This window comes from Acetobacter senegalensis (assembly GCF_001580995.1).
Lineage (GTDB): Bacteria > Pseudomonadota > Alphaproteobacteria > Acetobacterales > Acetobacteraceae > Acetobacter > Acetobacter senegalensis.
This window is the reverse complement of the sequence record NZ_LHZU01000145.1, coordinates 61,400-87,774: the sequence shown is the minus strand read 5'-3', so window position 1 is coordinate 87,774 and position 26,375 is coordinate 61,400. Positions and strand designations below refer to the sequence as shown.

Sequence of the window (26,375 nt, the reverse complement as noted above, 5' to 3'; positions counted from 1 at the left end):
TGTGCTTTTCCTTTGTTACCAGTTGCGGCTGATCAGCCAGAATTCTTCAGACGTCAGGGTAACGGCCTTGCCAGCGTCAGATTCAGCCGCGGCACGGGCCAGAGCTTCAATCCGTTCAATCATGATGATCTTGCGCTGATGCGCTTCAGAAGATTCGTTGCTGGCCTGCAAAACACCCAGAGAGGTTTTGGCGGCTTTGGCAACGCGGGCCGCATCAAGCAATGCGTAAGACATTCTTTTCTCCAAATTTTCTCATACAAACAGGAGTGGACTTTGAACCTCGCCTGCTCGCACTTCAAGACAGGATGAGGCGTACCACCCATGCCATCTTTTGCAAAACCCGGCCGCCTCCTTCTGCCCTCTTCCCTGTGGGCCAGACGCATCAGTGCTCACAAGGTTCAGTTTTCCATCCATCTGCCCTCTGGCGCAGGCGCTGCCTATTGCGTAAACCCATCGGGCCATGAGCGACCGCACCGAAGATTTTGATTTCCACCTGCCCGAAACCCTGATCGCGCAGGAACCTGCCAGACCACGGGAAAGCGCCCGCCTGCTGGATGTGCCGCAAGACGGCCCGTTCCATGACCGGCATGTGTCTGATCTCCCCTCCCTGCTGCGCGCGGGTGATCTGCTGGTCGCAAACGATACAGCCGTTATCCGCGCCCAGTTGCACGCCCTGCGTGGGGAAGCCCGCATCGGCATTACGCTGGACCGTATTCTGGCCGATGGCACATGGCATGTGCTGGTCCGCAATGCGCGCCGCCTGCGGGTGGGCGATACCCTGACATTTACCGGCAGCCCCCACACTGCCGAGGTTCTGGCGCGGGAAGAGGGTGGCGGAGGCGTGCTCCGGTTCTCAGCAGAAGGCAGTGCCTTTGATGCGTTCCTGAAAGATGTAGGGGCTTTGGCGCTTCCACCCTACATTCACCGCCCACATGGCCCGACTGCGCAGGACGACAAAGACTACGCCACCATTTTTGCCGAGCATAAAGGGGCTGTGGCTGCCCCCACGGCGGGACTCCACTTTACGCCCTCCCTGCTGGAAGCAGTAGACGCGACCGGAGCTGAACGCTGCACTCTTACTTTGCATGTGGGTGCCGGCACCTTCCTGCCCGTGCGGGAGAACGATATCTCCAAACACCACATGCACGCTGAACGCGGGATCATCACGCAAGAAACAGCAGACCGTATCAACGCCGTACGGCAGGCGGGTGGCCGTATTATTGCTGTCGGCACCACAAGCCTGCGCCTTCTGGAAAGCGCTGCGGATGAAACAGGCCGGGTGCATCCGTTTGACGCTGAAACCTCCATTTTCATTCGGCCCGGCTACAAATTCCGGGCGGTGGACATGCTGATGACCAATTTTCATCTGCCACGCTCCACCCTGTTCATGCTGGTCAGCGCCTTTGCCGGAACAGAGCGCATGCGTGCGACCTACGCCCACGCTGTACACTCTGGCTACCGCTTCTATTCCTACGGAGATGCCTGCCTGCTGCGGTGCGCCAACCCCATTGATGCCCACCGCATTTCTCATCAGACCACTGCCCACCCCACGGGTGCGGCCGGAGCCCTTTCATGACCCGTTTCAACTGGACCTGCGAGAGCACGGACGGCAACGCCCGCGCTGGTACCCTGCACACTGCTCACGGCCCTGTTGCCACCCCCACCTTCATGCCTGTGGGCACTGTGGGCACCGTAAAAGCCATGACCATGGATGCTGTGCGATCCACCGGTGCGGGCATTGTGCTGGGCAACACCTACCACCTGATGCTGCGCCCGGGCGCGGAGCGGGTGCGGCAACTGGGTGGCCTGCACAAATTCATGGACTGGTCCGGCCCGATTCTCACGGATTCTGGCGGCTTTCAGGTCATGTCTCTGGGGGCGCTGCGCAAACTGGATCAGGATGGCGTCACCTTCAAATCCCATATTGACGGTTCAACGCATCGCCTGACCCCGGAAAGCTCGACCGACATCCAGCACGCGCTGGATGCCACCATCACCATGTGTTTTGATGAATGCCCGGCCCTGCCTGCGCCGCCAGAAATCATTGCCAAATCCATGCGCCTGTCCATGCGCTGGGCAGCACGCTCCCGCGAGGCTTTTGTGCACCGCGAGGGCTACGGTCAGTTTGGCATTGTGCAGGGCGGCACAGAAACAGACCTGCGGGCTGAAAGCGTGAAAGCCCTGACCGACATCGGGTTTGAAGGCTACGCCATTGGCGGCCTTGCCGTTGGCGAAGGGCAGGAATTGATGTTCGCCACATTGGACACCACCGTTCCGCTTATGCCGCAAAATGCGCCCCGCTACCTGATGGGCGTTGGCACGCCTGATGATCTGCTGGGCAGCGTGATGCGCGGCGTGGACATGTTTGACTGCGTCATGCCCACCCGTGCAGGCCGTACAGCCCGCGCGTATACAGAACGTGGCACCCTGAATTTACGCAACGCCCGCCACGCTGGCGATGCACGGCCCATTTCTCCACACTGTGACTGTCTGGCCTGTTCACGCCACAGCCGCGCCTATCTGCATCATCTGTTCCGGGCGAATGAAATTCTGGGCCCCATGCTGCTGACATGGCATAATATCGCCTATTATCAGCGGCTGATGCGCCAGATACGCCAAGCCATTCTGGAAGGCCGACTGGAAACGCTGGCTACACAGCTTCGGGCTGAATGGGCCGCAGAAGACTGGACAGAAGATGAAATGCCACAACCGGTCATCCCACCTGTTCCCTGACCCCGCCAGTGCTCGTACTGAGGATAAAGCAGGGCATGTCACTCCCTGCTTTATCCCCTACCGTCAAGCGGGTCAGAAGCCAGTTTCACCATATCCCCTTTTCCCGGCCCAAGCCGTAAGAGATCTCGCTTTCGCGGGGGCCTCTCTTGCCTGACTCACACTCCGTTTCCCCTCCCCGCCCCGCTGCACGCATGGAGAAGCTTGCCGCGCGTATTCGGGATAAAGCACTGGCTCTGGGGTTTGACGCCATTGGCTTCAGCCCTGCGCATTTGGGGCCAGAGGTACGCACGCGTCTGACCGATTTTCTGGCCAACGGCTATCAGGGAGAAATGGGCTGGCTGGCCGAACGTACGGACCAGCGCACGCATCCGCAGGATTTATGGCCCGATGCACACAGCGTGATTGCGCTCGGTCTGTCTTACGCGCCGGAAGGCGATGCCCTGGCAACCCTGCGCCAGCGAGATCGCGGCAATATTTCCGTCTATGCCCGCCACCGCGATTACCATGATCTGGTAAAAGGCATGCTGAAGCATCTGGCCCAATTTGTGGTCAAGGAAGGACGTGAGACTCTCGCCGCCGCACAAGCACAAGCACAAGCACAAGCACAAGCACAAGCACAGGCACAGGCACAGGCACAGGCACAGGCACAGGCACAGGCACAGGCACAGGCACAGGCACATCCGTTGTCTGAAACGCCGCAGGTCAAGGTCTTTGTCGATACGGCGCCTGTTTCTGAAAAACCTTTGGCAGAACAGGCAGGATTAGGATGGCAAGGAAAGCACACCAATCTTGTTTCCCGCACCCATGGAAGCTGGCTTTTTCTGGGTGAGATTTATACAACGCTGGCATTGCCTGCCTCTCCTCCCTCCGGAGGAAGCTGCGGCAGCTGCACGCGCTGCCTGACGGCCTGCCCCACACAGGCTTTTCCTGAACCTTATAAAATGGATGCAAGACGCTGCATTTCCTATCTGACCATTGAACATTCCGGCCCTATTCCGCACGCCTTACGCCCAGCCATAGGCACACATATCTATGGGTGTGATGATTGCCTGGCTGTATGCCCCTGGAACCGCTTTGCCCAGACATCCCGCCAGATCAAACTGCAGCCACGCCCAGACCTGATTGCCCCGGAACTGGCAACCCTCAGCCAACTGGATGATGCCTCTTTCCGCCAGATGTTTTCCGGTTCTCCCATAAAACGCATTGGCCGCAATCGCTTTGTGCGCAACGTGCTGATTGCCATAGGCAACAGCGGCGAACCTTCCCTGTTACCTCACGCCGAAAAGTTGCTGACAGACACAGACCCGGCAGTTGCCGAAGCTGCCCAATGGGCTACCCTCCGCCTGAAAGAGAATGGATCATGAGTTCGCATTTACGCAAACGCAGCCTTATTCTTTCCGGACATGACACAAGCGTGGCGCTGGAACCAGACTTCTGGGACGTTCTTGAGGAAATGGCAGATGCCTGCCAGCAGCCTCTGCCCGTTCTGGTTGCACGGGTGGATGCAGAACGCCTTCCACCACGCTCTCTTGCTTCTGCCTTACGGGTCCATGCCCTCAACTGGCTGCGCAAACAGGTCAATGCGACGACAGATGATAAAGCAGAACAACATTAAACGAAAAATATTTGAATTAGTCAGTCTATTTTAAAAATAATTCTAGAAAACAATCAGACCTAATAATAAATAATAAGGTGTTGAAAACACCTAGGTAGTAAGGCTACAAACACCTTCGTAAACACGATGAAAATAATAAGAATCTTGTATAGGAAATAAATTTTCAAAATAACAAATGGAATCCTGACGCTGAAGGACAGTTTGAAAAATAAACTATGAAAAAGCTGACGAGAGACTAGCAAGATTGAAAAAGTGAGTATGAAGGTCGATACGAAACCATCGGAATAAAAGCCAACACAGTCAGCCGCTGACGCCCCGTCCCTCCGCCTTATAGACTTTTCAAACAGCCTCTTAATCTCATTTTGTCACATGACAAATACGTTTTCCCCAAAAGGCCGGTCCACCAGATAGATAGTTTAACCGGCTTTTGCGTTCTCGGCAGGCAACAGCACTCACGTCAAAAAGCACGTTCCTTTCTGCTCTGGCTCTACAGCGCAGGACCTCCCCGCATTCCCTCTACCTCGCCTTGCCTTCAGCTTTTCAATGCACGCCAACGCCTACCTTTAACTTTGCATAAAATTTTACTTTTAATTTCAAAGTTAATTTCCTATGGTGAACTCACGGTTGCTGGCAACCACCCCTTCGGCTTGTGAGACGCTCCATGACCCAACAGACACATACCTTGCAGCAGGACATCAGTTTTTTACGTGCTCTGGCTGAAGCCGGACAACGCACGCCATTCACTTTTGGGCCTTTCCTTCTGGCGGGTGGCCTGGTTTTCGGGGTTGCCTCTGTCATTGCGTGGGCTGCCTCCCGCCACCTTCTTGGCCTTGAGCCTGACGCCATCATATGGATTTATGGGATCGCCATGTGCGTGCATGGGGTTTGCGTTTTCATCTTGGCACGGAAAGCAAACCTTACGGGCGCTTCTTCTTTCACCAATCAGGCCATGGCGCGGGTCTGGCAATCTATTGGGTGGTGTATTCTTACTGTCTTTCTAGCGGCCCTGCTGATCATGTGGCGGTGCCAGACAACACTGGTGTGGGCACTGTTTCCCTCACTGATTCTGGGGCTTTATGGAACAGGCTGGCTGGTTGCTGCTTTGATCTCGGGCCAGAAATGGCTGCAATTTGTTGCTGGCTCTTCCTTTGTTGGAGCTCTTCTGTCTGCACTGTTCATCAACTCACCTTATCTTTTCCTGCTTTATGGCAGTTTGCTCGTGCTTCTTTTGGCTGTGCCCGGCGGTGTGCTCATGCGCAAACAGAACGCTGTAGCCTAAACCCCCATGCCTCCTTTCAATATCCATGAGGTCGATGAAACCATTCACGGCCGGGTGCGGCTTGGCATCATGACCTTTCTGGCCGCCACCGGCACTGCGGATTTCACAACCCTCAAGACGCATCTTCAGGTTTCGGATGGAAATCTGTCCACTCACCTCAGAAAACTGGAAGAGGCCGGATATGTCCTGCAAAATAAAAGCTTTGCAGGGCGACGCCCTCTCACCCAACTCAGCCTGACAAAACAGGGACGAAGCGCCTATATCGCTTATCTGGACACCATGAGCCGTTTGGTCGCCTCGTCCGGAGACATGGCATGACGCCTGCGGTTCACGCGGGAAGCATTGTTCACCTTCCCTCGCCCTTTTTTATAATGCAAACCGTAAATAAAAATTAAGACCGCTCACCCGCCCTGCCTCCCCCTGAATTCGTAGCCATTTGAACAGGCGCGCCATGGCAGCGTTGCCGGTAGATTGCCTTCTCTTGCAGGCCATCTCCTTGCTATGGTGTTTGAAAGGCTGAAACCGGGCACCATATGGTACTCACAGCACAGATGGTTGAAGCGGACAGAATGGCGATTTGGGGTAAGATTTTTGGCGGCGTTGCCGGGTTTGCCATGGGGGGGCCTGTAGGGGCCGCCTTGGGCACGGCGCTGGGCCACGCTGCGGATAAAGGCACTTTGCTTCAGCCCCCGACAGGAGGGTGGAGTGACCGCTGGGCGGCCCGTGCCCGGCCTGATCCCAACGGGGCGGCAACCTTCATGGCGGCCAAACTGGCTGCGGCCATGGGCAAGAAAGAGCAGCTTTATGGCCTGAGCAGCGTGATTCTCTGCGCCAAGCTGGCCAAATGCGACGCCCCCGTGAACCGGCGTGAAATTAACGCCTTCAAGGCACGCTTTCGGGTTCCGCCAGAAAACATGCGCGAGTTGGGACGGCTGTTTGATATGGCCCGTCAACGCACGGATGATTATGAAGCCTTTGCCCGCGAACTGGGGCAGGCTTACGCTGATGACAAACAGCCACTGGAAGATCTGCTGGCAATTCTGTTCACCATTGCCCGCGCTGACCTTGCCGCTGATGAACCTTTAACCAAAGAAGAAACACGCTTCCTGCAACGGGTTCACGCCCTGTTCGGGTTAAGCAAGGGAGCATGGGACCGTGCGGAGCAGGGCCGCGCACGCCCTGCCATGGCGGAAGAAGATGCTTACGTGATCATGGGTGTAGAAGCCTCTCTCTCCAATGACGAGATTCGCGCGCATTGGAAAACACTGGTTCGCCAATATCACCCGGATGTGATGTCTGCCCGCAATGCGACACCTGCCGAAATTGCGGAGGCTTCTGCCCGTATTTCACGCATTAACGCGGCATGGGATCTGATCAAACGGGAACGCGGCCTGTAAACTGGCCGTCTGCCCCCCCAACAGAATCCCCTCACTCGCGCTTAATAATGGCGCGAGAAACCCCATAATTGCGGCATTCAGGCAACAGAGAACAAAAAAATCACACTCTGCGGTGAACCGAAGGGCCAGAGAGGCGCTTTTTTTCTTCTACCCTGCCTTCCGTGCAGAGAAGCCCTGCATTGCGTAGCGCCGTTCTCGTGGTAGACAAGGCGGCAGGATAGGCCTGCCATACGGTCAGGTCATATTAAGGATGCGTCACAGGGTGAAGGTGAAGGCGGCAATGAATTCAGGACGGAACGGCATGCGGCTCCGCCCTCGCGGTCAGGCACAGAATGGTCAGACCCGGGCAGGCTTTTCGGCTTATCGCCGTTTCTCCACCCGCTCTTCTCTTCTCGCTCTTTCTCTCCTGGCATTGGCGGGTTGCAGCAGCATCCGCAATCCGCCCCCCAAAGATCCGGACGCCCTGGCCGAATACAAACAGGCGAACGATCCGTACGAGCCCCTGAACCGCAAGGTCTACAACCTGACCATGACGTTCGATAAATGGGCGCTGCGGCCGGTAGCCAAGGCTTATGTGTGGGCCGTGCCCCGCCCTGTGCGGAATTCACTGGGCAACATGATCACCACCATGAACGAGCCCTCTGTCTTCTTTAACGATGTTGGCGCAGGTAAGCCACGCCGTGCGGGGGATGCGTTTGTACGCTGGTGCATCAATATGTCAGTCGGCCTTGGCGGGCTGATCGATGTCGCCAAAATGGCCGGATATCCTCATCATGATAATGATGGCGGGATGACGCTGGCCAACTGGGGCATTCCCTCCGGCCCCTACCTGTTCCTGCCCATGGGGCCATCCTCCATCCGTGACGGAATTGGTTACGGGATTGACCAAGGGCTTTCCCCTTGGAACTATGTACCACGTGGATATGGGCTGATCAGCTTCAACTGGGCCTATAACATGATGGCCGTTGTGCATGGACGCTCAGAACATCTGGATGAGCTGGATGCACTGCAGCGGGATGCGCTCGACCCGTACGCCACCATTCGCAGTGCGTATCAGCAGCAACGCAAGGCTCAGATAGAAGCTATCAAAAACGACCACCGAGCGACGGTGCCTTTGTGGTACCATGTCAAGAATAAACAACAAGGGTAACACTGACATGACATTCCTCTCTGGCCGCCGCTTTCTTCTGGGTGCCTTTGCCATGGTATGTGCAGGCAGCCTTTCCATCCTGCCGGCCCATGCAGCTCAGAATACCCGCCAGTTCATTCAGGACTTCGGCAACAAGCTGGTGGCTATTGTAAATAGCCCGGTCTCTCTTTCTGAAAAAAAGGAAAGAGTTATGCCGCTTATCCAGGAAAACGTGGATATTGATGGTATTGGCCGCTATTGCCTTGGCCGCTACTGGAAAGTTGCCACACCTGCCCAGCAGAAAGAATATCTGGGCCTGTTCCATCAGGTGCTGGTGAACGCCATTACCGACAAGCTGGGCGATTATCGTGGCGTGAGCTTTACCATTGGCAATGTCACCAAATCCGGTGAGGATGACGCTGTTGAAGCCACTCTTCTGCGCCCCCAGCAGCCCCCCGCAACCATGCAGTGGATTGTGAATAACTCTCCCAAAGTGGTGGACGTTATTGGCGAAGGGGCCAGCCTGCGCCTGACACAGCGGCAGGACTATTCCTCCTACATCGCCCGTAACGGCGGCAACGTGGATGCACTGATCAGCGCCCTGAAGCGCCAGATTGCCCACCACACAACGGCCGCCACACAGCAGTAAGCCTCTTCCGCCTCCGGCAACGGAGCGAGATCAAAAAGCGTCACTCTTCTGGAGTGGCGCTTTTTTTGTGCTCATCTGATCTCCCCTTGAATTGTTACAAATTGGGGAAACTCTTCTCTCGTCCGCTCTTTCATGAAAGATGAGACAGGCCGCTGAAAAGCAGGCTGAACCGTCAGGACAGGAAAAGAGCACGATCATGACCCTCGTCCACAACCTTCTGCGGCACAGGTACGCATTACTTCTGCCATACGCTGTTCTGGCAGGAACCACATTTCTCTCCCCTCGCCACGCACAAGCAGCACATTCCCTCATTACGCAGTTTCAGGGATGTCCGGCAGACGGGCAGACAGGTCCTGTTGCCGCCCCAACGGTTCTTCCTACCCCTTTTGCCTTGGCTGCCCCTCTTCCTGCCGGCCTAACGCTTTATGCTTCTCAGGATCTGGCCGCCGTGGGGCCGGTTGGGTGGCATTGTCTGCAACTGTATGGCTCATCGGGCACTTTCCTGATGCTCCGGCCCGAAGCCTTTCCCCAGTCAGACAGGGCCGCGCTTGAAGCCCAAACCAACGGCCCCGGTATTCAGGTTTCCTCCACATTTGGAACAACCAGTGGCCGTTTTGACGTGGCACGCACCGTTGCCCGCGCCTTTCCCAACTATCAGACGTATGTGCAGTCAGTCATTCAAGAAGGGATAGAGCCTGCCAGCCACTTTCCGAGCGGCCCATATCCGGATGACCAGATAACGCGCGAAGGGGATAGAGATGTTGCTTTCACAACCCCACCGCACACAACCGGATTCGGCACAGAAAGCCGCCTGATAGCCAATAACAGCCCCATACAGGGCCTTCTCCACCTGACCACAGCACATGATCTGATGGCGCTTCAGGTACGGCTTCCTCCCAGCCAGAGTCACCTGACCCAGACAATTATCGAGCAGACTCGCAAGCTTAATGCAGATTTTGGACGTTAACCTACGCTGTCGTCGCCACTTCCTGACGGAAGATTGGGTGCTTCTCCGGAAAAAGAAACGGATGCTCTGAAGCCGGCAAGGGAAATGTGAAGGCCTGCCTTCAGGGCATATGCGTCATCAGTTCATCCCAATGACAGCAAGAGATTGGGATCGCTCCCCTTGTCTCCGGGCAAAAACGCCCGGCCACCTTACGGTCAGCGTTTTTCGCGCACGCGCTCTAATCTGCGTTGCGGCGGCAGAAGTCTCCGCTTCTTTCAGGAAGGGCGGATGCTTTCATAGACAACCATCGTCTGACCATCACGCTCGAATGTTTCACACTCGCGCATCCCGATTCCCTTCAGAATACTGCGTGAGGGAAGATTGGTTTCTTTTGCCACAGCGACAACACGGGGAATCCCCGCATTATGCGTAAAACTTAAAGCCGCGTTGGCAGCTTCACGCGCAATTCCTCGCCCACTTGCCCAAGGATAGAGGGCAAACCGCAGGCCGAATCCTCGCCCATCCGGTCTGTCATGGATGCCGGTCATCCCCACAAATTTGCCGTGCTCGTGAATGGTGAAAATACCCACACGATGACAGGCCCAGAACGCAATATCATCCGCCATATCGCGTTCAGCTTGTTGACGGGTGCACACGCCGCCCAACATCTGGCCAAAAGCGCCGCCATCGGCCTTGAGGCGAACCATATCTTCCATATCACGCCAGGTAACTGGCTGGAGCACCAAACGGCCAGTGCGGACTGTACGAGCATCAGACATGGCGCGCCCTCCGCACAAAGGCAGGGGTACGCGCAAACGCCCCGGCATGGGGCGTCAGACAAAAAAAGAAAGATTTACCTGAGGGCAGACAGGACGGATGCCGCATCAGACACCCATCCGAGCCAGATCAGCGGGCGATGGGCCGATAACGGATGCGGCCCGGTTCCGTAGCATCAGCACCCAGACGCCGGCGTTTGTCTTCCTCATAAGCTTGGAAGTTTCCTTCAAACCACTCGACGTGGGAATCCCCTTCAAACGCCAGAATATGCGTTGCCAGACGGTCCAGGAACCAGCGGTCATGGGTAATGACCACGGCACACCCCGGAAATTCTGCCAAGGCTTCTTCCAGCGCACGCAGGGTATCCACGTCCAGATCGTTGGTTGGTTCGTCCAGCAGCAGCACGTTGCTTTCCTTGCGGAGCATCTTGGCCAGATGCACGCGGTTGCGCTCACCACCGGAAAGAATGCCAACCTTCTTCTGCTGGTCTGAACCCTTGAAGTTGAACGCCCCGACATAAGCACGGGAAGGAACGGCGCGCTTACCCAGATAAATGACATCCGTGCCGCCGGAAATTTCTTCCCACACGGTCTTGTTGGGGTCCAGATCGTCACGGGACTGGTCAACATATCCCAGCTTTACAGTCTCACCGATTTTCAGTTCCCCCGAATCCGGCTTTTCCTGACCCACGATCATCTTGAACAACGTGGACTTACCGGCACCGTTCGGCCCGATCACCCCGACAATACCACCCGGCGGCAGTTTGAAGCTGAGATCGTCAATCAGCAGACGGTCACCAAACCCTTTGCTGAGGTGATCGGCTTCAATCACCGTGCCGCCCAGACGCGGGCCGGGCGCAATGACGATATCCGCCACACCCGTCTGCTTTTCAGCGCTCTGGGCCAGCATTTCTTCATATCGCGCAATACGGGATTTGCTCTTGGCCTGACGCGCCTTGGGGCTGGACCCAATCCATTCCTGTTCGGCGGCAAGGGCACGCTGGCGGGCACTTTCTTCCTTTTCTTCCTGTGCCAGACGCTTGCGCTTCTGTTCCAGCCAGGAGGAATAATTGCCTTCAAACGGGATACCGCGACCGCGTTCGATTTCCAGAATCCAGTTGGTCACGTTGTCCAGGAAGTAACGGTCATGGGTGATGACCATCACGGTGCCCTGATAATCGTGCAGCGTCTTTTCCAGCCATGCCACGCTTTCTGCGTCCAGATGGTTGGTTGGTTCGTCCAGCAGCAGGATATCAGGCTTTTCAAGAAGCAGGCGGCACAAAGCCACACGGCGGCGTTCGCCACCGGAGAGCTTGTCTACCGGGCTGTCAGCAGGCGGGCAGCGCAGTGCATCCAGCGCGATCTCCAGCTTGCGGTCCAGTTCCCAGCCATCGCCAGCATCAATCTTTTCCTGCAGATCGGCCTGTTCAGCCAGCAGGGCATTCATTTCATCATCTTCCATGGGCTCAGCGAAGCGCATGGAAATCTCGTTGAAGCGGTCAACGGCCTTTTTCAGGTCGCCAAAGCCTTGGGCCACGTTCTCGCCAACGGTCAGTTTGGGGTCAAGCTGGGGCTCCTGCTCCAGATACCCGACCTTTACGCCCTCAGCCGCCCAGGCTTCCCCGCCATATTCCTTATCAATCCCCGCCATGATTTTGAGCAGGGTGGATTTACCGGCACCGTTAACGCCCAGAACACCAATTTTCACGCCCGGCAGGAAGGACAGCGTAATGCCTTTGAACACTTCCCGACCACCCGGATAGGACTTGGTCAGATCCTTCATCACATAGACGTATTGATATGGTGCCATGAGATGAACTCCCGCGAATGGACTGGTAAAAAGGCGCCGATAAGGACGTGAAAGGCAAAAACCTGCGCCCGGCAGGACTTGAACCCGCAACCTAGCCGTTATGAGCGGCCCGCTCTAACCAATTGAGCTACGGGCGCGCAGGTGGCTCTCTGATTACGCAACCTGACACATTTGGCAAGAGTTCTGAGTGTGAAAAACAGCCAAAATTCACTCCCTTCTGTTCCGACTTGGCAAGTCGCACCATGGCGGATAGGGTCTGGCATCCGTATTTTACCCATGCTGGAGCAGCCTTATGGACGTGTCGAAACTCTCTCCTGGTAAAGATGTGCCGTTTGACATCAATGTGGTGATCGAAATCCCGCAGGGATCTTCCGTCAAATACGAAATCGACAAGGAAAGCGGCGCCCTGTTTGTGGACCGCTTCCTGTTCACGCCCATGGCCTACCCCACGGCATATGGCTTTATTCCCGGCACGCTGGCCGCTGATGGAGACCCGACAGACGCCCTGGTGCTGACCCCCAGCAACGTTGTGCCCGGCTCCGTGATTCGCGCCCGTCCCATCGGTGTGCTGAAGATGGAAGACGAATCCGGCCAGGACGAAAAAATCATCTGCGTCCCGCATGACAAGGTTCACCCGCAGTTCAGCAAAGTGGAAAGCGTGCAGGATCTGCCGGAAATCACCGTCAAGGCGATTGAGCACTTCTTCACCCGCTACAAGGATCTGGAACCCGGCAAATGGGTGAAAGTGACCGGCTGGGGCACCCGTGAAGAAGCAGGTGACTTCATCCGCACTGGCGTGGAAGAAGCCAAAAAGGCCAAATAAAGCGTTTTCGCCTTTCTCCTGCGGTTCCATCACACCGTAGGAGGGGTTCGAGAAACCGGAGTGTGCGGCTTATGCCGCCCTCCGGTTTTTTTATGCGCGTTCCTCAGGAGACGACAGCTAAGGCAGTTCCCTCCAGTGAGAAGAAAAGGGCCTTCCAGAATACCCATCTCATACTCCTGGTGTGAGATATCTTACTGAAACATGGGATTATCAAAAGGCACCGAGAACGCGACACTCCCATTCCTGCTCCTGTCACGGTTGGTCTGCCCATGCCTGAAGCCGCACCGCACTCACACTCTGCCGGACGTCAGCCCGTCCTCTTCCTGCCGCATGGCGGGGGGCCTTGCTTCTTCATGGACTGGCCGGATACATGGGATGCCATGGCGGCTTACCTGCGCGGGGTGCGCAATACCCTTCCCCAGAAGCCAGATGCCATTCTGGTTGTATCTGGCCACTGGGAAACCCGAGTGCCAACCGTAACCTCTGGTGCTCATCCGTCATTGATTTATGATTATTACGGCTTTCCGCCCCACACCTATCAGCTTGACTATGCTGCACCGGGTTCACCCCAGTTAGCTCAAACAGTGCAACATCTGCTTACGGATGCGGGTATCCCCGCAGAACAAGATCCCCACCGCGGCTTTGACCACGGCGTCTTCATTCCCTTCATGCTGGCGTTTGAAAAGGCGGATATTCCCGTTGTGGAACTCTCTCTGCAGCAGGATATGGACCCGGCCCAGCATCTGCGTATCGGGCAGGCCCTCGCGCCGCTGCGGGATCAAAACATCCTGATCGTGGGCACCGGCCTGACCTACCATAATCTGCGCCACTTCATGACGGGTGACCCACGTTCCAATGATGCCGCCCGCCAGTTTGACACATGGCTGGCCCAAGCCATCACCCAGCCGGAAACCCAACGTAATCAGGCACTCGTTCAGTGGGAAAGCGCGCCCGCCGCGCGCATCTGCCACCCCAGAGAAGACCATCTGCTTCCCCTGATGGTCGTTGCAGGTGCCGCGGGCACAGATTCGGGCGTCCGCACCTATAGCGACACGGTTATGGGCAAGGCTCTTTCCGGCTTCACCTTCGGCGGCTGATCTTTTTCCCGGCAGAGTACGAACCCAACGCTCTCGCGTTAGGGCAAAGCGGACATATGCCTCCCTTCCTTTGTTTCTCACCACTCCCCAAGGATGTTTCATTATGTCTAAAAGACTTCTCACATGCTCTCTTGCTGTTGTCGGCATGGCAGCTTCTCTCAGCATGGCGCTGGCAGAAGGCGCTCCCCAACAGGTTCAGAGCGGTACCTACAAAGTCGAACCCGGCCATACGCAGGTAGTATTCTCCCTGCTGCATTTCGGCTTTACCAATTATTCCGGCCTGTTCTCCGGTGCCAGCGGCACACTCGCTTTGGACAGCGTGCATCCTGCTGCGTCCAAACTGACCATTTCTCTTCCGGTCAGCAGCGTTCAAACCACCAGTGATAGACTGACAGACGAACTGAAGGGCGCGGACTGGCTGGACGCAGCCAAATACCCCACGGCCACCTTTGTTTCCACGCAGGTCGTGCCCGATGGCAAAGGAGGAGCCTCCATTACCGGCAATTTCACTCTACATGGCATCACCCGCCCCCTTACGTTGCAGGCACGCTATGTGGGGTCTGGGGTAAACCCCATGGACAAGGCTTATACGGTTGGCTTCCAGGCGACAGGGGTCATTAAACGCAGCGAATTTGGCGTAAAAACCTACGTGCCAATGGTTGGCGATGAGGTGACACTTGCCATTGCAGGAGCATTTGAAAAGCAGAACTGACCGATCTACGCCCCCTTCCCTGCCTTACCGGATGGGGGTTTTTCGGGCCGTTCCTTCCACCCTGCCTACCGGCACATGACGAAGGGGCGCGCACCTCCCGCATGCCTCCAACAATCGTCCATTTTCTCCATAAGTCTCTGGATTAAAGAGAAAAATACATAATCTGCATTTTTTTTACCCAAACCCTGTTGCCAAACGAAAAATCCCCGCTATAAGACCCCTCATACCGACGCACACTACTGGTGAGCGTCAGGACTGCGGGTGTAGCTCAGTTGGTTAGAGCGCCGGCCTGTCACGCCGGAGGTCGCGGGTTCGAGCCCCGTCACTCGCGCCACTTTCTCTCAAAATACAAATTAAATGAGAAAATGGCGCGCCCTTCCCCTGTGGCATTTGATCCCATGCCAATCCCCCATCGTTTTTATCGTTAAACTGCTACCCTTTCCGGCATTTTTTACAGCCAAACCTATGGGTAGCTTCTGTAGCCGCCCGTTAGATGTCAGCGCGATAACGCCTTGGCCTATCGCCACGACCATGCCTCTGCCCGCAATCGCACGAAGCGTGCAGGGTAGGATTAGAGGGAGAATGTGTCCGGCAATTTAAGAAGCGCTGCACCTTATGCGTTGCAGAACCGCCCGCTGCCCGCAAAACGCCACCCTTTTAAGGGAACCGTATTGGAGGGATGGTAGAAGCTATTTGAAAAGCCCTTCCCCAATAAACCCCGTAGAACTCTTGAGATCGAAAAGGCAGGTTTGAAAACCCGATAGAGGATCTTTGGCACAAAAACCAACGGCCCAGAGGCGTAACACAAAGCCCCATCAGGTGGACGCCTCACTCTACCACACAGGCAATAATCGGGCTGGCCTTTTATGGATGGCGCCGAAAACCTGCTTCCCGGCAGAAAAAACCACTCTGATTGATCAGACTGGATCTACGCTCTACTCAGCCATTGCCTCCGGCAGGCAGGCAAGCAGGCAAGCAGGCAAGCAGGCAAGCAGGCAAGAGATTGCAAACTTTCCCTCCTCCTTTGAGCAAGCGTTGCGTTCCGCAGGGAATGGAGAACGCTTCGCTTGCACGGTCAAAAGAAGAAGGTAGGAGACAGTTTTTCGACGATATAAAAACGTCTGACGCCCACTGACTGAGAATCAATCACCCAGTGCAGCTGCACCTTCCACAGCCACGGCAACAGCATGCACGGTTGCGGCAATACGCGCGGCGGTCTGAACAGCTTCCGCCCCCAAGGCTTCTCGCACAATCTTCTCGTGGCTGGTTACGCACAGGTCACAGCCGTTGATGACGGACACAGCCAGAGACCACAGTTCAAAATCCACTTTTTCCACGCCCGGCCGCCCAATCACACTCATGCGGAGCTGTGCTGGCATCTTGGCATAGTCACCGCCTGCCATATGCACAAAGCGGTAGTAAATGTTGTTCATCCCCATAATAGCCGCGGCAGATTTGGCAGCACTCAGGGCTTGAGGGGAAAGCTTGCCCCCAAATTCAGCAACAATAGCCTTGGTGACATCATCATTACGAGACGCGATGGCAGAGACAATGAACGTACCGGCAAGCTGCTGCTGCGTCAGGGCAATATCATTGGCGAGAGAGCTGAGATTCAACCTCAGATCCTTCGCATAATCGGGAATACGATCCTTCAGGGCATCAAGGGACATGGGTCAATCCGCAGAAATTAAAGAAGTAGGGGAAACGAGACACCTTCTACCGGGAAAACTTACCGGACATCAGGCACTCTCAGCATTCGGGAAAGCAGGGCGCAGGGCCGCAGTACAAACCCGCATGGAGCAGACTGCTCGGGCTGCCGTCCCATCACAGGGCAGGCAAACCGGAAGCGTTGCCTTCGCAGCAGACCGAAATCGCCACGAAGACAACCGCCAGATCAAAAACCATCAGAGACAGCATGATCTGGCTGATAAAGCAGAAGGATCAGACTTTGATGAAGTCGTCACCCTTCTTCCAGTTGCAGGGACACAGTTCGTCGCTCTGCAGGCCATCCAGAATACGCACGATTTCCTGCGGGTTACGGCCCACGGACAGATCGTTCACGGACACGTGGCGAATGACGCCGTGCGGGTCCACAACAAAGGTTGCGCGCAGGGCCACACCGGCATCCTTCGCCATCACGCCTGTGCCTTCTGTCAGCTCACGCTTGATGTCAGCCAGCATCGGGATCGAGAGATCCTTCAGGTCTTCGTTGTGCAGGCGCCAGTTAAGGTGCACGAATTCGCTATCGATGGACACACCGTAAACAACGGCATCACGATCAGCGAAGTCTTTGGACAACTTGCCAAATGCCACGATTTCCGTGGGGCAAACGAACGTGAAGTCTTTCGGCCAGAAGAAGACAACCTTCCATTTGCCAGCGTCAGACTTATCAGAAATCTGAACGAATTCGCCCTTCAGCCCTTCGGGACCACCCGGAACAGCAGTCAGATCAAAGCTCGGAAATTTATCACCAACGGTCAGCATCAGATTGCTCCTTATATGTTGGGCATATGTTACAGCGGCACATGCGCACCGCTGCCGCGGAAGTATCTATGGCGCGATGCGTCCATTCATGCCAATGAATATTTTATATCAAAACAATCGGAATGATCGATTAACAATCCCCCTCCTGTTCTTCAAAAGAGAATCATGTCTGCGCATCTGCTGCCAGCCGTAAACGTGTGAGGTCTGCCATGCTTCCCCTCCCTTCTGCCCAGCAACTTCGCTACCTGATTGCCCTTTCAGAACTCCGTCATTTTGGCAGGGCGGCGGCAGCCTGCGCCGTGACGCAATCCACGCTTTCGGCAGGCATCATGGCGCTCGAACGCCAGCTTGACGCCCAACTTCTGGACCGCACTGTGGGAAAGAAAGTGGTCTTCACACCACTGGGGCATGACATTGCCAATAAGGGCCGGCAGGCGCTGGAAGCGCTGGAAGCCGTGCCGCAACTGGCCGCTGCCGCCCGTACACCACTGACAGGCGCGCTACGGCTAGGTATTATTCCGACAATTGGCCCTTTTCTCCTGACGCCGCTGGTCAAAATCATCCGGCTGCGCTTCCCTCAGATTGTGCTCTCCCTGACAGAAGACACAACCGAACATCTCTTGGAGAAACTGTCCCTCGGGCGGCTGGATATGCTGGTGCTGGCCATGCCCTGCCTGTGTGATGGCACGGAAACGCTCCCTCTGTGGCAGGACCCGTTTCATGTTGTCATGCCGGAAGGCCACGACCTGAGCCACCTCACGCATGTGCCAGTGGAGCGCCTGGAAAACCAGCGCATGATCATGATGGAAGACGGCCACTGCCTGCGGGAGCAGACGCTCGCTGTCTGCCGCCAGGGCCGAGGATGGGACAGTTCGGACGGAGAAGGCGACTCCACATTCACAGCCACATCGCTCCAGACCATGGTTGAAATGGTGGAACTGTCTCTGGGCATTGGGGTCGTGCCCGCATTGGCTATTGAGAACGGCCTTCTTCAGAATCATCGTGTTGTCGCCCGCCCGCTTTCCGGCGGTCCGGTGTGGCGCACCATCGGGCTGGCATGGCGCCCCCGATCCCCGCGCGCGGCGGATTTCCATACTCTGGCTTCAGCTTTTGCCACCCTTGCGCCCGCCAACCGGGAAACACCCAGGCCGGACCTTTCCGCAATCGGGAAAAAAGACACGGCCAGATCCAAATAAAACGGCAAGAAACCAGCCCCAGAAGAAGAAATTCCGTCTGGAACCCTTGAGAAACATTGACTCGTACAGGCGGGACCGGTATGTGCCCACTCAACTTGTTTCCAGTTCCTTAAGCATCGGCGGAGTAAAACGGGCCATGAAAATCAGAAACAGCCTGAAGTCAGCCAAGGTGCGCGATAAAGATTGCCGTGTCGTGCGGCGTCGCGGCCGGGTTTACGTCATCAACAAGAAGAACCCCCGCATGAAGGCTCGTCAGGGCTGATCCATGCCATCTCCGGCCTCTTCCGGCTGGCGTTTGACGCATGACATGCGCGCAACCCGTTTTTCCGCACGCCGGAGAAACGGGTTTTTGCATTTGCGCTCCCGTTTTCTGATACTCCTCATGGCTGGTTCCTGCCTGCTTGCCTCTGCCGGGCAGATAGTGGCGGCCCCCACTTCCACGGCACATCCACCTGCTTCTGCTGGCTCAGCCCCTTCCTCCGCCCCGTCCAAGGCTCCCACGCCTCCGCCCGCGGCTACATCACCTCAGCAGAGCAGCCACGATAACAAGCCTTCTGCACCTTCTGCCAAGAAACTGACCCGTCAGGACCGGATCGGCCTGTTGGCAGACCAGCTTGCCCACGCCAAGACGCCAGAAGAAGCCCATACGCTGGAAGACATGCTGGAAACCCTTCGTTCTGCCGGGCTTTCCCCCACAACTCAGCTTCTACTGCGTCGTGCACAGAAAGATGTGTCTGCGGAAAAACCAGATAACGCTGTGGACGATATGGGAGACGCCATAGCTCTCCAGCCAGACCAGGCCATTCTCTGGCGCTCACGCGCCCAGATGCGTCTGGTCGCCGGTGATCTGGCTGGAGCCGTGCAGGATCTGGGTGCGGCCCTCCAGCGGGACCCGAAAGATGCCCAGAGCTGGAACCTGCTGACAACAGTTGAAGAGCACCGCAATGATGGTCAGGCTGCGCTGAAAGCCTGGCAGAAAATGCTGGATCTCAATCCCATGGCGGACAAAAATCACAAGCGCCTGGATGCGCTCCGTATCAAAGCCTTCGGCCAGCCTACCTGAGATACGTCCGTTCTACACGAGAGCAGTTTGAAACATCTGGCAAGCCGGCCCCACAAATCTGTTTGGGACCGAGGATGTTGGATACTCGTCCCGATGGCCCCGCTCCATCACGCTTTCAACTCAGCCTTTCGGCTCCTGTGCGGGCTGACTTTTCACACGGCGTCTAACGGCGGCACGTCTTAGGCCTGCTCGTTTTCAATCAGGCTTTTGCGGATTTTCCGCCCCCGTTCGATGCGGTCCACAATATACGCTTCATCTCCCCATCGGATGGCGCGTGCCATGGCTTGTGCGTCTTCCATGAAGCGCGCCAGCATTTCCAGAAGCGCGTCCCGGTTTAACAGAAAGATATCGCGCCACATGATGGGATCAGAGGCTGCGATACGGGTAAAATCCCGAAAGCCGGATGCGGCAAAATCCAGCACTTCCGAGCGCGTTTCATCTGCCAGATCATCCGCCGTGCCACAAATGGTAAAGGCCAGCAGGTGCGGTAGGTGACTCACAATGGCGCAAACACGGTCATGATGCGCCGGGGTCATTTCCCTCAAGCGTGCCCCACACCGCTCCCACAAAGTGCGAATGGCGTCCACGGCTTCAACAGGTGTGTTGTCCAGCGGGGTCAACAAGCACCAGCGTTTTTCAAATAGCGTAGCAAAACCTGCATCCGGCCCGGAAAACTCGGTGCCCGCCATTGGGTGCGCGGGCACATAAGGGACATCGGGCCGCAAATAAGGGGTAATGGCTTCTATGACCGAAACCTTGGTTGATCCCACTTCTGTCAGAATCGCACCCGGACGCATGGCGGGCAACACCTGCGCGGCAACGGGCCCCATTGCCCCCACAGGCACGCACAGCATGACACAATCAGCTTGGGCTGCAGCCTCGGCAGCATCGGCCATGACTTCGTCTGCTATGCCCAACTCGGATACGCGTGCCCTGACCTCTGGCGAAACATCAACCGCAATGACACGCCGAGCCAGCCCTCCGAACTCCCGCGCACGCCGAAGGACAGAAGATCCGATCAGCCCCGGCCCGACCACCACCAGCGTCTCGAACACAGGAGGAAGAGGCGCCGCTGACGCACCGGGACGACTCTGGTTGTCAGGCATGGAAAGCCCCGCATCGGCCACGCCCGTCACTCCTTCACCACGGAAGAAGCCGGAACATAGCCAACCTCTGTTTTAGGCATGGGCTTGGCGCTTGGGGTCCGCAATCCACGCACTTCCATGAACTGCCACAGCAGCAACACCGGAATGCCAATGGCCAGTTCACGCCCACGCCGCAGGAGAGAAAGCCCGAGAGAGACGGAAGAATCGATTCCAAAGGCATGACCAAGGGCCATATAGGCTCCTTCCTGCACACCCAGACTGCCCGGCACCAGAAAGCCGAGTGACATGATGGCGCACGTCACACCCTCAACAGCCACCGCGTTGGGGAAGGAGAGAGACGCGCCAAGGAAACCCGCTGTCATCCACAGCATGGCGGCACTCCCCAGCCACCCCACCAGATGGTAGGCGGCAGAAGCGCAGATACGGCCAGGACGGCCCCATACTGCTTCCATCCGTTCCTGCAGATCATCCGCGCCATTAAGCACGCTGTCATGCCACTGAGACGCCAGACTGCGGGTGAACATCCCCCCAAAACGGCGGAAAATGCTGCCACCATGCCGTTGGGTCCAGATAAAGCCTGCCGTGCCGACAATCAGAAACACCGCCCCTATAATGACAGGCATCACAAACGGGCTGTTGCGCTGGTGGGCCACCAGAAACGCCACCCCCAGAAGCACAAAGGCCACCTGCCCCATCACTTCCGTGGTGATATCCACCAGATTGGCGCACGCGGCTTCTGGCAGATCGACCTGTCTGGCCTCACGCCCATGCAGGCCGTGCCCGGAACAGGTGGCCCGAATCCCGATAACAATTCCCCCAAGCTGGGAGAACGGCAGACAGGTGGCCGCAGCATCACGCACCATCCGCGCACCAAGCAGGCGCAGATAACCAATCTCGGGAAACGCAGCGTGCCAGGCAAGGCCCAGCACTCCGTCCACCGCCAACTGGCAGCATACCATCAGAAGAAAGCCGCCCAGACCAATACGCATAACAGCATGAACCACAGAGCCAAAACCGCTCCATGCCATGGCTGCCGTAATGGCCAAAAGGCCCAGCAAAGTGAGAAAAATCGTAAGCTTTTTCAAGGCCTAAGCTCTATCTGCCCGAGAAGCCCCCCTGGGCCTCCCAGCGCCTGGCGGCAGTCAGTCCATCCAGGAGGGCTTTGTTCGTGAGTGGAGGATCACTTACACCAGCACGGGGTCTGGCGCCACCTTGGAGGGCAGGATAAAGAGACAATCCAGCCGTTCGGGTTTCACACCCGTCCTTTTTATACCCTTGTGGGAGCGCACTTTCATGACCGCCCATACGCTCGTAACCGGCGCGACAGGTTTTGTCGGGTCTGCCGTAGCCCGTACGTTGCTGGAACGCGGCCACACCCTGAGACTGATGGTGCGTGAAGGCAGCGATCGCCGCAACATTGCCGATATTCCGGCCGAACTGGTGGATGGTGATCTGTCCCGCCCGGAAACCTTCGCCCGCGCGGTGGAAGGCTGCCGCTATGTGTTTCATGTTGCTGCTGATTACCGCCTGTGGGTGCCTGATCCCGCCCCCATGATGACGGCCAATGTAGAAGGCACGCGCCTGCTGATGCTGGCAGCGCAGAAAGCTGGCGTTGAACGCATTGTCTATTGTTCCTCCGTTGCGGCACTGGGCCTGATTGGCGACGGTACGGAATCGGATGAAGAGACTCCTGTGCAAGAGCATGGCGTCATTGGCATCTACAAGCGTTCAAAATATCGTGCGGAACAGGAAGTTCTGCGCCTGGTGCAGGAAAACGGCCTGCCCGCCGTTATTGTGAACCCGTCCACACCCGTTGGCCCGCGCGATATCCGGCCGACACCGACAGGCCAGATGATTCTGGACTGCGCAGCGGGCCGCATGCCCGCCTACGTGGATACGGGCGTGAACATTGTGCACGTGGATGATGTGGCAGAAGGCCATGCTCTGGCCCTCGAACGCGGCACCATTGGCGAAAAATACATTCTGGGCGGAGAAAACTATCTACTGCGAGACCTGTTCGCCATGGTGTCTGAAATTGCCCATGTGCCACCGCCGCGCATCCGTCTGCCGCAGGAAGTGATCTGGCCTGTTGCCATTGTTTCAGAATGGCTTTCCCGTTCTTTTGGGTTCTCTCCGCGCGTTACGCGTGAGATGCTGGCCATGTCCCGCAAGAAAATGTTCTTTTCATCAGAAAAAGCCATCAAGGAACTGGGCTATTCCCCTCGCCCTGCCCGCAAGGCGGTGGAAGACGCCATTACCTGGTTCCGTAATAATGGAATGCTGAAATAAGGAGGCTGAGGGATGGTTTTCGGCCTGGCTGTTCTCTCCGCGCTCATCTGGTTCGGGCTCATCTTTTTCCACGGTAAATTCTGGCAGGGCGGGCCCATTCTCCGCCCTGCCAACCCCTCTCATACCCCTGCGGATATTGCCCCCAGTGTCACAGTGGTCATTCCAGCACGTGACGAGGCCGAAGGCATTGAAGCTGCGCTGGGTTCCCTGTTACAGCAGGATTATCCCGGCAAGCTCTCTCTCATTCTGGTCAATGATCGCAGCGAGGACGATACGGGGGCCCTTGCTCGCAGCCTTCCAGACCCCATGGGGCGGCTTACAGTTCTTGATGGTGCCGACCCATCTCCCGGCTGGAGCGGCAAGCTCTGGGCCGTGGCGCAGGGTGTGGCGGAAGCCCGTCGACAACAGGAACAGGACACCGGCTATATCCTGCTGACAGACGCAGATATCGTCCACGCACCGACCCATGTCTCCACTCTGGTCGCCAAAGCCCAGACAGATGCCTTGCACATGGTTTCTGAGATGGTGGAGCTACAGTGTGAAAGTCTGCCTGAGCGCGCTCTGGTTCCGGCCTTTGTCTTCTTTTTCGCGCTGCTCTACCCCTTCGCCAAGGTCAATGACCCTGAAAGCCGCACCGCTGGCGCTGCAGGAGGCACCATTCTGATCCGGCGCGACACATTGGCCGAAATCGGCGGAATTGCCGCACTGAAAGGTGCGTTGATTGATGACTGCACATTGGCCATGTGCGTCAAACAGGCCGGAGGACGGCTGTATCTGGGTCATTCTTGCCTCGCCAAATCCATCCGCCCTTATCCGTATGTGGCTGATGTCTGGCGCATGATTGCCCGCACCGCTTATGTGCAGCTTCGTTTTTCGCCCGTGTTGCTGGTGCTCACGGTTCTCGCCATGTGCGTGGTGTGGGTGGCACCGGGCGTTATTGCGCTGTTTGGTCACGGTCTGGCCCCCTGGGTCGGGGCGGCCACATGGTTGGTCTCCATCGGCTCCTTCGTGCCAACCCTGCGGCGTTTCCGTCTCTCCCCCTTGTGGGCACTGACCCTGCCGTTTGTGGCGCTTTTCTACACAGCGGCCACCATCGGTTCTGCGGTCAATCATTACTGTGGGCGTGGTGTGGTGTGGAAAAATCGCGCCTATCGGGAAGCTATTCCCAATGATGGCCGCATTAGCCAAGTCCCTGCGCCGCAGGAAGAGCCGATTCGCTCCGCCCAGCGGGGTGCCGGCCCCGGCCGGTAACCCCACCCCAAGCAGAACAGGCGGAGCAATACCCCAACACCACAGGGCAGGCGAAAACCCGGTCCTGCTTCAACCCGGGACCCGGCCAGAAAATCTGTCTGCACGCGCAAGGAGTAGGCACGCCTGAACAGAGGGTGTAAAGGTCCGCTTCATGATAGCCAACCGCGCAGAGCCGAGCATGACCGAGACATCATCTGTATGGGGCACGGCAGACGTTTCCTCCGGCAAGGGTGCGTCTGACGAGAATTTTCCTGTTGGCTCCCTGCTGATCAGCAAGGCGCTGCGCCCGCATGTGCATGCCTATTACGCCTACGCCCGCGTGATTGATGACATTGCGGACTGTGAAACCCTGACACCAGAGGAAAAGCTGGCCCGCCTGAACGCCATGGAAGACGTTCTTCTGGGCAAGCGGGAAGCCATTACACGACAGGACTCCATGAGTGCCGCCGTGCTCCGGGCCTCTCTCACTCGCACTGGGGTTCCCTTTGAAACCGCAACAGATCTGATCATCGCCTTCCGGGATGATTCTCGCGGGGTGGAATACAAAACGTGGGATGACCTGCTGCGCTACTGCAAATATTCCGCCAATCCTGTCGGGCGCTTCCTTATTCAGTTGCACCGTGAAAGCCTCAATGCTTTCCCGGCATCTGATGCGCTGTGCACCTCTCTCCAGATTCTGAACCATTTACAGGACTGTCAGGGAGACCTGATCCGGCTGAAACGCTGCTACCTGCCGTCAGACATGCTGGCGCTGGCCGGAGCATCGCAGGAGGACATTCTGGCCGGACGCACCAGCCCGCGCCTGCGCCGCGTCTTCAATACCCTGCTGGATGGTGTGGACAATCTCAACCGTCAGGCCTCCACGCTGCCCTCCCATATTAAAGACCGCCGTTTCCGTATGGAATGTGCCGCCATTGTGGAACTGGCCAAGCGGCTGACCCTGCGCCTGCGCCGGGAAGATCCTCTGGCTGGGCGGGTTGCCCTGAAACGGACTGATGCCATGCATGCAGCCCTTGCGGCCCTGCGGGGATGGTCTTGAGCTTTCCCTCTGCCGGAAGTTCTGTAAAAAGACCGTGTTTCGAACAACCATGAACCAACAGGTGGAAAGCGCGTGACAGCCGAAGACATCCAGACGCATGACAAGCCAACCCCGCTTGGGTGTGATCCTGCTGATCTGGCGTGGGTAGAAAGCACAGTAAAACAGGCTGGCACATCCTTTGCCGCCGGTATGCGCATTCTGCCCCCCATGCGCCGCTACGGCATGTACGCCATCTATGCCTTCTGCCGCGTAGTGGATGACATTGCCGATGGGTATGAACCCATGGAAGAGCGCAAGGCCCGTCTGGACGCATGGCATCAGCACATTGCTGATCTCTATGATGGCAAAGCGATTGACCCGCTTGATCGCGTTCTGATGGCCACCATCCGTTTCTTCTCCCTTCGGCAGGAAGATTTTGATGCGGTGATTGACGGCATGATCATGGATGCCGAAAACACCATTGTCGCCCCGGACGAAAAAACGCTTGATCTGTATTGTGATCGCGTAGCCTCCGCCGTTGGCCGCCTTTCTGTCCGTATTTTTGGGGACAGCACGCAGGAAGCGGACAAAGTGGCGCATCACCTCGGCCGCGCTTTACAGTTGACCAACATCCTGCGTGACATTGCAGAAGATGCCGCGCGTGGTCGGCTTTATCTGCCGGGCGATCTTCTGACACGCTTCAATGTGCCGCATGATCCCATCAAGGCGCTCTCGGCTCCCGGCTTGCAGGATGTAGCCAACATTCTGGCCGCCCGTGCGGAAGATCATTTCCGCGCCGCTTTTGCCACCATGCGCCACTGCCGCCCCAAGGCCATGCTGCCAGCGCGCATCATGGGGGCAAGCTATGAGGCTGTGCTGGTGGCCATGCGGAAGCGCGGCTGGAACAGCGCCGTCTTGCTGGACCGGCCTCACACCTCCACTCTGGGCAAGGCCTTCTGGCTGACCGCCTCCTACCTCCCGTAAGCTGAGAGCGGAAAGAGC

The 26,375-nt window shown here is 57.1% G+C and carries 27 protein-coding genes and 2 tRNA genes; 21 read left to right on the top strand and 8 right to left on the bottom strand.

Translation table 11 applies throughout. The features are described from left to right. Positions 1 to 15 precede the first annotated feature (15 nt). Positions 16 to 234, bottom strand: coding sequence for a hypothetical protein (locus tag AD948_RS15035; RefSeq protein WP_006557113.1), 219 nt, complete (start codon positions 232 to 234; stop codon positions 16 to 18). 226 nt (positions 235 to 460) lie between these two features. Between AD948_RS15035 and queA the strand changes: the two genes are divergently transcribed. From queA to AD948_RS14985, 10 genes are all read left to right on the top strand, one after another. Then, positions 461 to 1,576, top strand: a complete 1,116-nt coding sequence (gene queA, locus AD948_RS15030) for a tRNA preQ1(34) S-adenosylmethionine ribosyltransferase-isomerase QueA (RefSeq protein WP_061472550.1) — start codon at positions 461 to 463, stop codon at positions 1,574 to 1,576. Next, positions 1,573 to 2,733 carry a tRNA guanosine(34) transglycosylase Tgt gene (tgt, locus tag AD948_RS15025; RefSeq protein ID WP_061472549.1) on the top strand — a complete coding sequence of 387 codons (1,161 nt, stop codon included), beginning with the start codon at positions 1,573 to 1,575 and terminating at the stop codon, positions 2,731 to 2,733. Before queA ends, tgt begins: the two co-directional genes overlap by 4 nt. Before the next feature lie 191 nt (positions 2,734 to 2,924). After that, complete coding sequence (gene queG / locus AD948_RS18790) at positions 2,925 to 4,097, top strand: tRNA epoxyqueuosine(34) reductase QueG (protein WP_061472548.1); 1,173 nt, start codon at positions 2,925 to 2,927, stop codon at positions 4,095 to 4,097. Continuing rightward, positions 4,094 to 4,348, top strand: coding sequence for a ribbon-helix-helix domain-containing protein (locus AD948_RS15015; protein ID WP_061472547.1), 255 nt, complete (start codon positions 4,094 to 4,096; stop codon positions 4,346 to 4,348). Before queG ends, AD948_RS15015 begins: the two co-directional genes overlap by 4 nt. 661 nt (positions 4,349 to 5,009) lie before the next feature. Continuing rightward, on the top strand, positions 5,010 to 5,627 hold the full coding sequence (locus tag AD948_RS15010; RefSeq protein WP_061472546.1) for a hypothetical protein: 618 nt from the start codon (positions 5,010 to 5,012) through the stop codon (positions 5,625 to 5,627). A gap of 6 nt (positions 5,628 to 5,633) precedes the next feature. Further along, on the top strand, positions 5,634 to 5,945 hold the full coding sequence (locus AD948_RS15005) for a winged helix-turn-helix domain-containing protein (RefSeq protein ID WP_061472545.1): 312 nt from the start codon (positions 5,634 to 5,636) through the stop codon (positions 5,943 to 5,945). A 251-nt stretch (positions 5,946 to 6,196) separates the two neighbouring features. Next, a complete protein-coding gene (locus AD948_RS15000) occupies positions 6,197 to 7,024 on the top strand; it encodes a TerB family tellurite resistance protein (protein ID WP_061472581.1) in 828 nt (275 codons plus the stop codon). Positions 7,025 to 7,304: 280 nt separating this feature from the next. Further along, positions 7,305 to 8,174 (top strand): MlaA family lipoprotein, encoded by an 870-nt coding sequence (locus AD948_RS14995; RefSeq protein WP_039903956.1) that lies wholly within the window; start codon positions 7,305 to 7,307, stop codon positions 8,172 to 8,174. A 7-nt stretch (positions 8,175 to 8,181) separates the two neighbouring features. Then, positions 8,182 to 8,802 (top strand): MlaC/ttg2D family ABC transporter substrate-binding protein, encoded by a 621-nt coding sequence (locus AD948_RS14990; protein ID WP_006558189.1) that lies wholly within the window; start codon positions 8,182 to 8,184, stop codon positions 8,800 to 8,802. A 196-nt stretch (positions 8,803 to 8,998) separates the two neighbouring features. Next, positions 8,999 to 9,769 (top strand): hypothetical protein, encoded by a 771-nt coding sequence (locus AD948_RS14985; RefSeq protein WP_156479055.1) that lies wholly within the window; start codon positions 8,999 to 9,001, stop codon positions 9,767 to 9,769. Positions 9,770 to 10,023: 254 nt separating this feature from the next. Here AD948_RS14985 and AD948_RS14980 read toward each other — a convergent pair whose 3' ends face one another. The 3 genes from AD948_RS14980 to AD948_RS14970 form a co-directional block, all read right to left on the bottom strand. Beyond that, on the bottom strand, positions 10,024 to 10,527 hold the full coding sequence (locus AD948_RS14980; RefSeq protein ID WP_061472543.1) for a GNAT family N-acetyltransferase: 504 nt from the start codon (positions 10,525 to 10,527) through the stop codon (positions 10,024 to 10,026). A 127-nt stretch (positions 10,528 to 10,654) separates the two neighbouring features. Continuing rightward, positions 10,655 to 12,334 carry an energy-dependent translational throttle protein EttA gene (ettA, locus tag AD948_RS14975; protein WP_035382507.1) on the bottom strand — a complete coding sequence of 560 codons (1,680 nt, stop codon included), beginning with the start codon at positions 12,332 to 12,334 and terminating at the stop codon, positions 10,655 to 10,657. Between the two features lie 63 nt (positions 12,335 to 12,397). Beyond that, a tRNA-Ile gene (locus tag AD948_RS14970) sits at positions 12,398 to 12,471 on the bottom strand. Positions 12,472 to 12,626: 155 nt separating this feature from the next. Between AD948_RS14970 and ppa the strand changes: the two genes are divergently transcribed. From ppa to AD948_RS14950, 4 genes are all read left to right on the top strand, one after another. Beyond that, a complete protein-coding gene (ppa, locus tag AD948_RS14965; protein ID WP_035382459.1) occupies positions 12,627 to 13,157 on the top strand; it encodes an inorganic diphosphatase in 531 nt (176 codons plus the stop codon). A gap of 269 nt (positions 13,158 to 13,426) precedes the next feature. Further along, the gene (locus AD948_RS14960; RefSeq protein ID WP_061472542.1) at positions 13,427 to 14,254 is read left to right on the top strand and encodes a DODA-type extradiol aromatic ring-opening family dioxygenase; all 828 of its coding nucleotides are present in this window, start codon (positions 13,427 to 13,429) and stop codon (positions 14,252 to 14,254) included. Between the two features lie 103 nt (positions 14,255 to 14,357). After that, a complete protein-coding gene (locus AD948_RS14955; protein WP_006558195.1) occupies positions 14,358 to 14,966 on the top strand; it encodes a YceI family protein in 609 nt (202 codons plus the stop codon). 257 nt (positions 14,967 to 15,223) lie between these two features. Then, a tRNA-Asp gene (locus AD948_RS14950) sits at positions 15,224 to 15,300 on the top strand. A gap of 808 nt (positions 15,301 to 16,108) precedes the next feature. Here AD948_RS14950 and AD948_RS14940 read toward each other — a convergent pair. Next, positions 16,109 to 16,636 carry a carboxymuconolactone decarboxylase family protein gene (locus tag AD948_RS14940; protein WP_006558197.1) on the bottom strand — a complete coding sequence of 176 codons (528 nt, stop codon included), beginning with the start codon at positions 16,634 to 16,636 and terminating at the stop codon, positions 16,109 to 16,111. A 271-nt stretch (positions 16,637 to 16,907) separates the two neighbouring features. Continuing rightward, positions 16,908 to 17,450, bottom strand: a complete 543-nt coding sequence (locus AD948_RS14935; protein ID WP_006558198.1) for a peroxiredoxin — start codon at positions 17,448 to 17,450, stop codon at positions 16,908 to 16,910. A 209-nt stretch (positions 17,451 to 17,659) separates the two neighbouring features. Here AD948_RS14935 and AD948_RS14930 point away from each other — a divergent pair, with 209 nt between their 5' ends. The 3 genes from AD948_RS14930 (at position 17,660) to AD948_RS14920 (ending at position 19,709) form a co-directional block, all read left to right on the top strand. Next, a complete protein-coding gene (locus tag AD948_RS14930; protein ID WP_006558199.1) occupies positions 17,660 to 18,646 on the top strand; it encodes a hydrogen peroxide-inducible genes activator in 987 nt (328 codons plus the stop codon). A 136-nt stretch (positions 18,647 to 18,782) separates the two neighbouring features. Further along, the gene (gene ykgO, locus AD948_RS14925; protein WP_003625637.1) at positions 18,783 to 18,908 is read left to right on the top strand and encodes a type B 50S ribosomal protein L36; all 126 of its coding nucleotides are present in this window, start codon (positions 18,783 to 18,785) and stop codon (positions 18,906 to 18,908) included. 3 nt (positions 18,909 to 18,911) lie between these two features. After that, complete coding sequence (locus AD948_RS14920; RefSeq protein ID WP_061472540.1) at positions 18,912 to 19,709, top strand: tetratricopeptide repeat protein; 798 nt, start codon at positions 18,912 to 18,914, stop codon at positions 19,707 to 19,709. A gap of 179 nt (positions 19,710 to 19,888) precedes the next feature. Here AD948_RS14920 and AD948_RS14915 read toward each other — a convergent pair whose 3' ends face one another. Together AD948_RS14915 and AD948_RS14910 are read right to left on the bottom strand one after the other, a co-directional pair. After that, positions 19,889 to 20,815: a prephenate dehydrogenase/arogenate dehydrogenase family protein gene (locus AD948_RS14915; protein ID WP_061472580.1), complete on the bottom strand. Its 927-nt coding sequence runs from the start codon at positions 20,813 to 20,815 to the stop codon at positions 19,889 to 19,891. Positions 20,816 to 20,841: 26 nt separating this feature from the next. After that, positions 20,842 to 21,900, bottom strand: coding sequence for a lysylphosphatidylglycerol synthase domain-containing protein (locus AD948_RS14910; protein ID WP_058988093.1), 1,059 nt, complete (start codon positions 21,898 to 21,900; stop codon positions 20,842 to 20,844). Between the two features lie 208 nt (positions 21,901 to 22,108). On the opposite strand from AD948_RS14910, the gene hpnA reads away from it, so the two are divergent. The 4 genes from hpnA to hpnD all read left to right on the top strand — a co-directional run bounded on the left by hpnA (position 22,109) and on the right by hpnD (position 26,357). Continuing rightward, positions 22,109 to 23,104: a hopanoid-associated sugar epimerase gene (gene hpnA, locus AD948_RS14905; RefSeq protein WP_006558203.1), complete on the top strand. Its 996-nt coding sequence runs from the start codon at positions 22,109 to 22,111 to the stop codon at positions 23,102 to 23,104. 12 nt (positions 23,105 to 23,116) lie between these two features. Continuing rightward, complete coding sequence (locus AD948_RS14900; RefSeq protein ID WP_061472539.1) at positions 23,117 to 24,355, top strand: glycosyltransferase; 1,239 nt, start codon at positions 23,117 to 23,119, stop codon at positions 24,353 to 24,355. 178 nt (positions 24,356 to 24,533) lie between these two features. Then, positions 24,534 to 25,394, top strand: coding sequence for a squalene synthase HpnC (hpnC, locus tag AD948_RS14895; RefSeq protein WP_061472538.1), 861 nt, complete (start codon positions 24,534 to 24,536; stop codon positions 25,392 to 25,394). A 72-nt stretch (positions 25,395 to 25,466) separates the two neighbouring features. Then, positions 25,467 to 26,357, top strand: a complete 891-nt coding sequence (gene hpnD, locus AD948_RS14890; RefSeq protein WP_006558206.1) for a presqualene diphosphate synthase HpnD — start codon at positions 25,467 to 25,469, stop codon at positions 26,355 to 26,357. Positions 26,358 to 26,375: the final 18 nt, after the last annotated feature.

Coding starts and splice junctions, on each gene's coding strand:
- queA (WP_061472550.1), top strand. CDS start 461: ATGAGCGACCGCACCGAAGATTTTGATTTCCACCTGCCCGAAACCCTG.
- AD948_RS14900 (WP_061472539.1), top strand. CDS start 23,117: ATGGTTTTCGGCCTGGCTGTTCTCTCCGCGCTCATCTGGTTCGGGCTC.
- AD948_RS15005 (WP_061472545.1), top strand. CDS start 5,634: ATGCCTCCTTTCAATATCCATGAGGTCGATGAAACCATTCACGGCCGG.
- tgt (WP_061472549.1), top strand. CDS start 1,573: ATGACCCGTTTCAACTGGACCTGCGAGAGCACGGACGGCAACGCCCGC.
- AD948_RS14960 (WP_061472542.1), top strand. CDS start 13,427: ATGCCTGAAGCCGCACCGCACTCACACTCTGCCGGACGTCAGCCCGTC.
- AD948_RS14940 (WP_006558197.1), bottom strand. CDS start 16,636: ATGTCCCTTGATGCCCTGAAGGATCGTATTCCCGATTATGCGAAGGAT.
- AD948_RS15000 (WP_061472581.1), top strand. CDS start 6,197: ATGGCGATTTGGGGTAAGATTTTTGGCGGCGTTGCCGGGTTTGCCATG.
- ettA (WP_035382507.1), bottom strand. CDS start 12,334: ATGGCACCATATCAATACGTCTATGTGATGAAGGATCTGACCAAGTCC.
- AD948_RS14920 (WP_061472540.1), top strand. CDS start 18,912: ATGCCATCTCCGGCCTCTTCCGGCTGGCGTTTGACGCATGACATGCGC.
- AD948_RS14980 (WP_061472543.1), bottom strand. CDS start 10,527: ATGTCTGATGCTCGTACAGTCCGCACTGGCCGTTTGGTGCTCCAGCCA.
- AD948_RS14985 (WP_156479055.1), top strand. CDS start 8,999: ATGACCCTCGTCCACAACCTTCTGCGGCACAGGTACGCATTACTTCTG.
- AD948_RS14955 (WP_006558195.1), top strand. CDS start 14,358: ATGTCTAAAAGACTTCTCACATGCTCTCTTGCTGTTGTCGGCATGGCA.
- hpnA (WP_006558203.1), top strand. CDS start 22,109: ATGACCGCCCATACGCTCGTAACCGGCGCGACAGGTTTTGTCGGGTCT.
- AD948_RS14935 (WP_006558198.1), bottom strand. CDS start 17,450: ATGCTGACCGTTGGTGATAAATTTCCGAGCTTTGATCTGACTGCTGTT.
- AD948_RS14930 (WP_006558199.1), top strand. CDS start 17,660: ATGCTTCCCCTCCCTTCTGCCCAGCAACTTCGCTACCTGATTGCCCTT.
- queG (WP_061472548.1), top strand. CDS start 2,925: ATGGAGAAGCTTGCCGCGCGTATTCGGGATAAAGCACTGGCTCTGGGG.
- ppa (WP_035382459.1), top strand. CDS start 12,627: ATGGACGTGTCGAAACTCTCTCCTGGTAAAGATGTGCCGTTTGACATC.
- hpnC (WP_061472538.1), top strand. CDS start 24,534: ATGACCGAGACATCATCTGTATGGGGCACGGCAGACGTTTCCTCCGGC.
- AD948_RS14915 (WP_061472580.1), bottom strand. CDS start 20,815: ATGCCTGACAACCAGAGTCGTCCCGGTGCGTCAGCGGCGCCTCTTCCT.
- AD948_RS14995 (WP_039903956.1), top strand. CDS start 7,305: ATGAATTCAGGACGGAACGGCATGCGGCTCCGCCCTCGCGGTCAGGCA.
- AD948_RS14990 (WP_006558189.1), top strand. CDS start 8,182: ATGACATTCCTCTCTGGCCGCCGCTTTCTTCTGGGTGCCTTTGCCATG.
- AD948_RS15010 (WP_061472546.1), top strand. CDS start 5,010: ATGACCCAACAGACACATACCTTGCAGCAGGACATCAGTTTTTTACGT.
- AD948_RS15035 (WP_006557113.1), bottom strand. CDS start 234: ATGTCTTACGCATTGCTTGATGCGGCCCGCGTTGCCAAAGCCGCCAAA.
- ykgO (WP_003625637.1), top strand. CDS start 18,783: ATGAAAATCAGAAACAGCCTGAAGTCAGCCAAGGTGCGCGATAAAGAT.
- AD948_RS15015 (WP_061472547.1), top strand. CDS start 4,094: ATGAGTTCGCATTTACGCAAACGCAGCCTTATTCTTTCCGGACATGAC.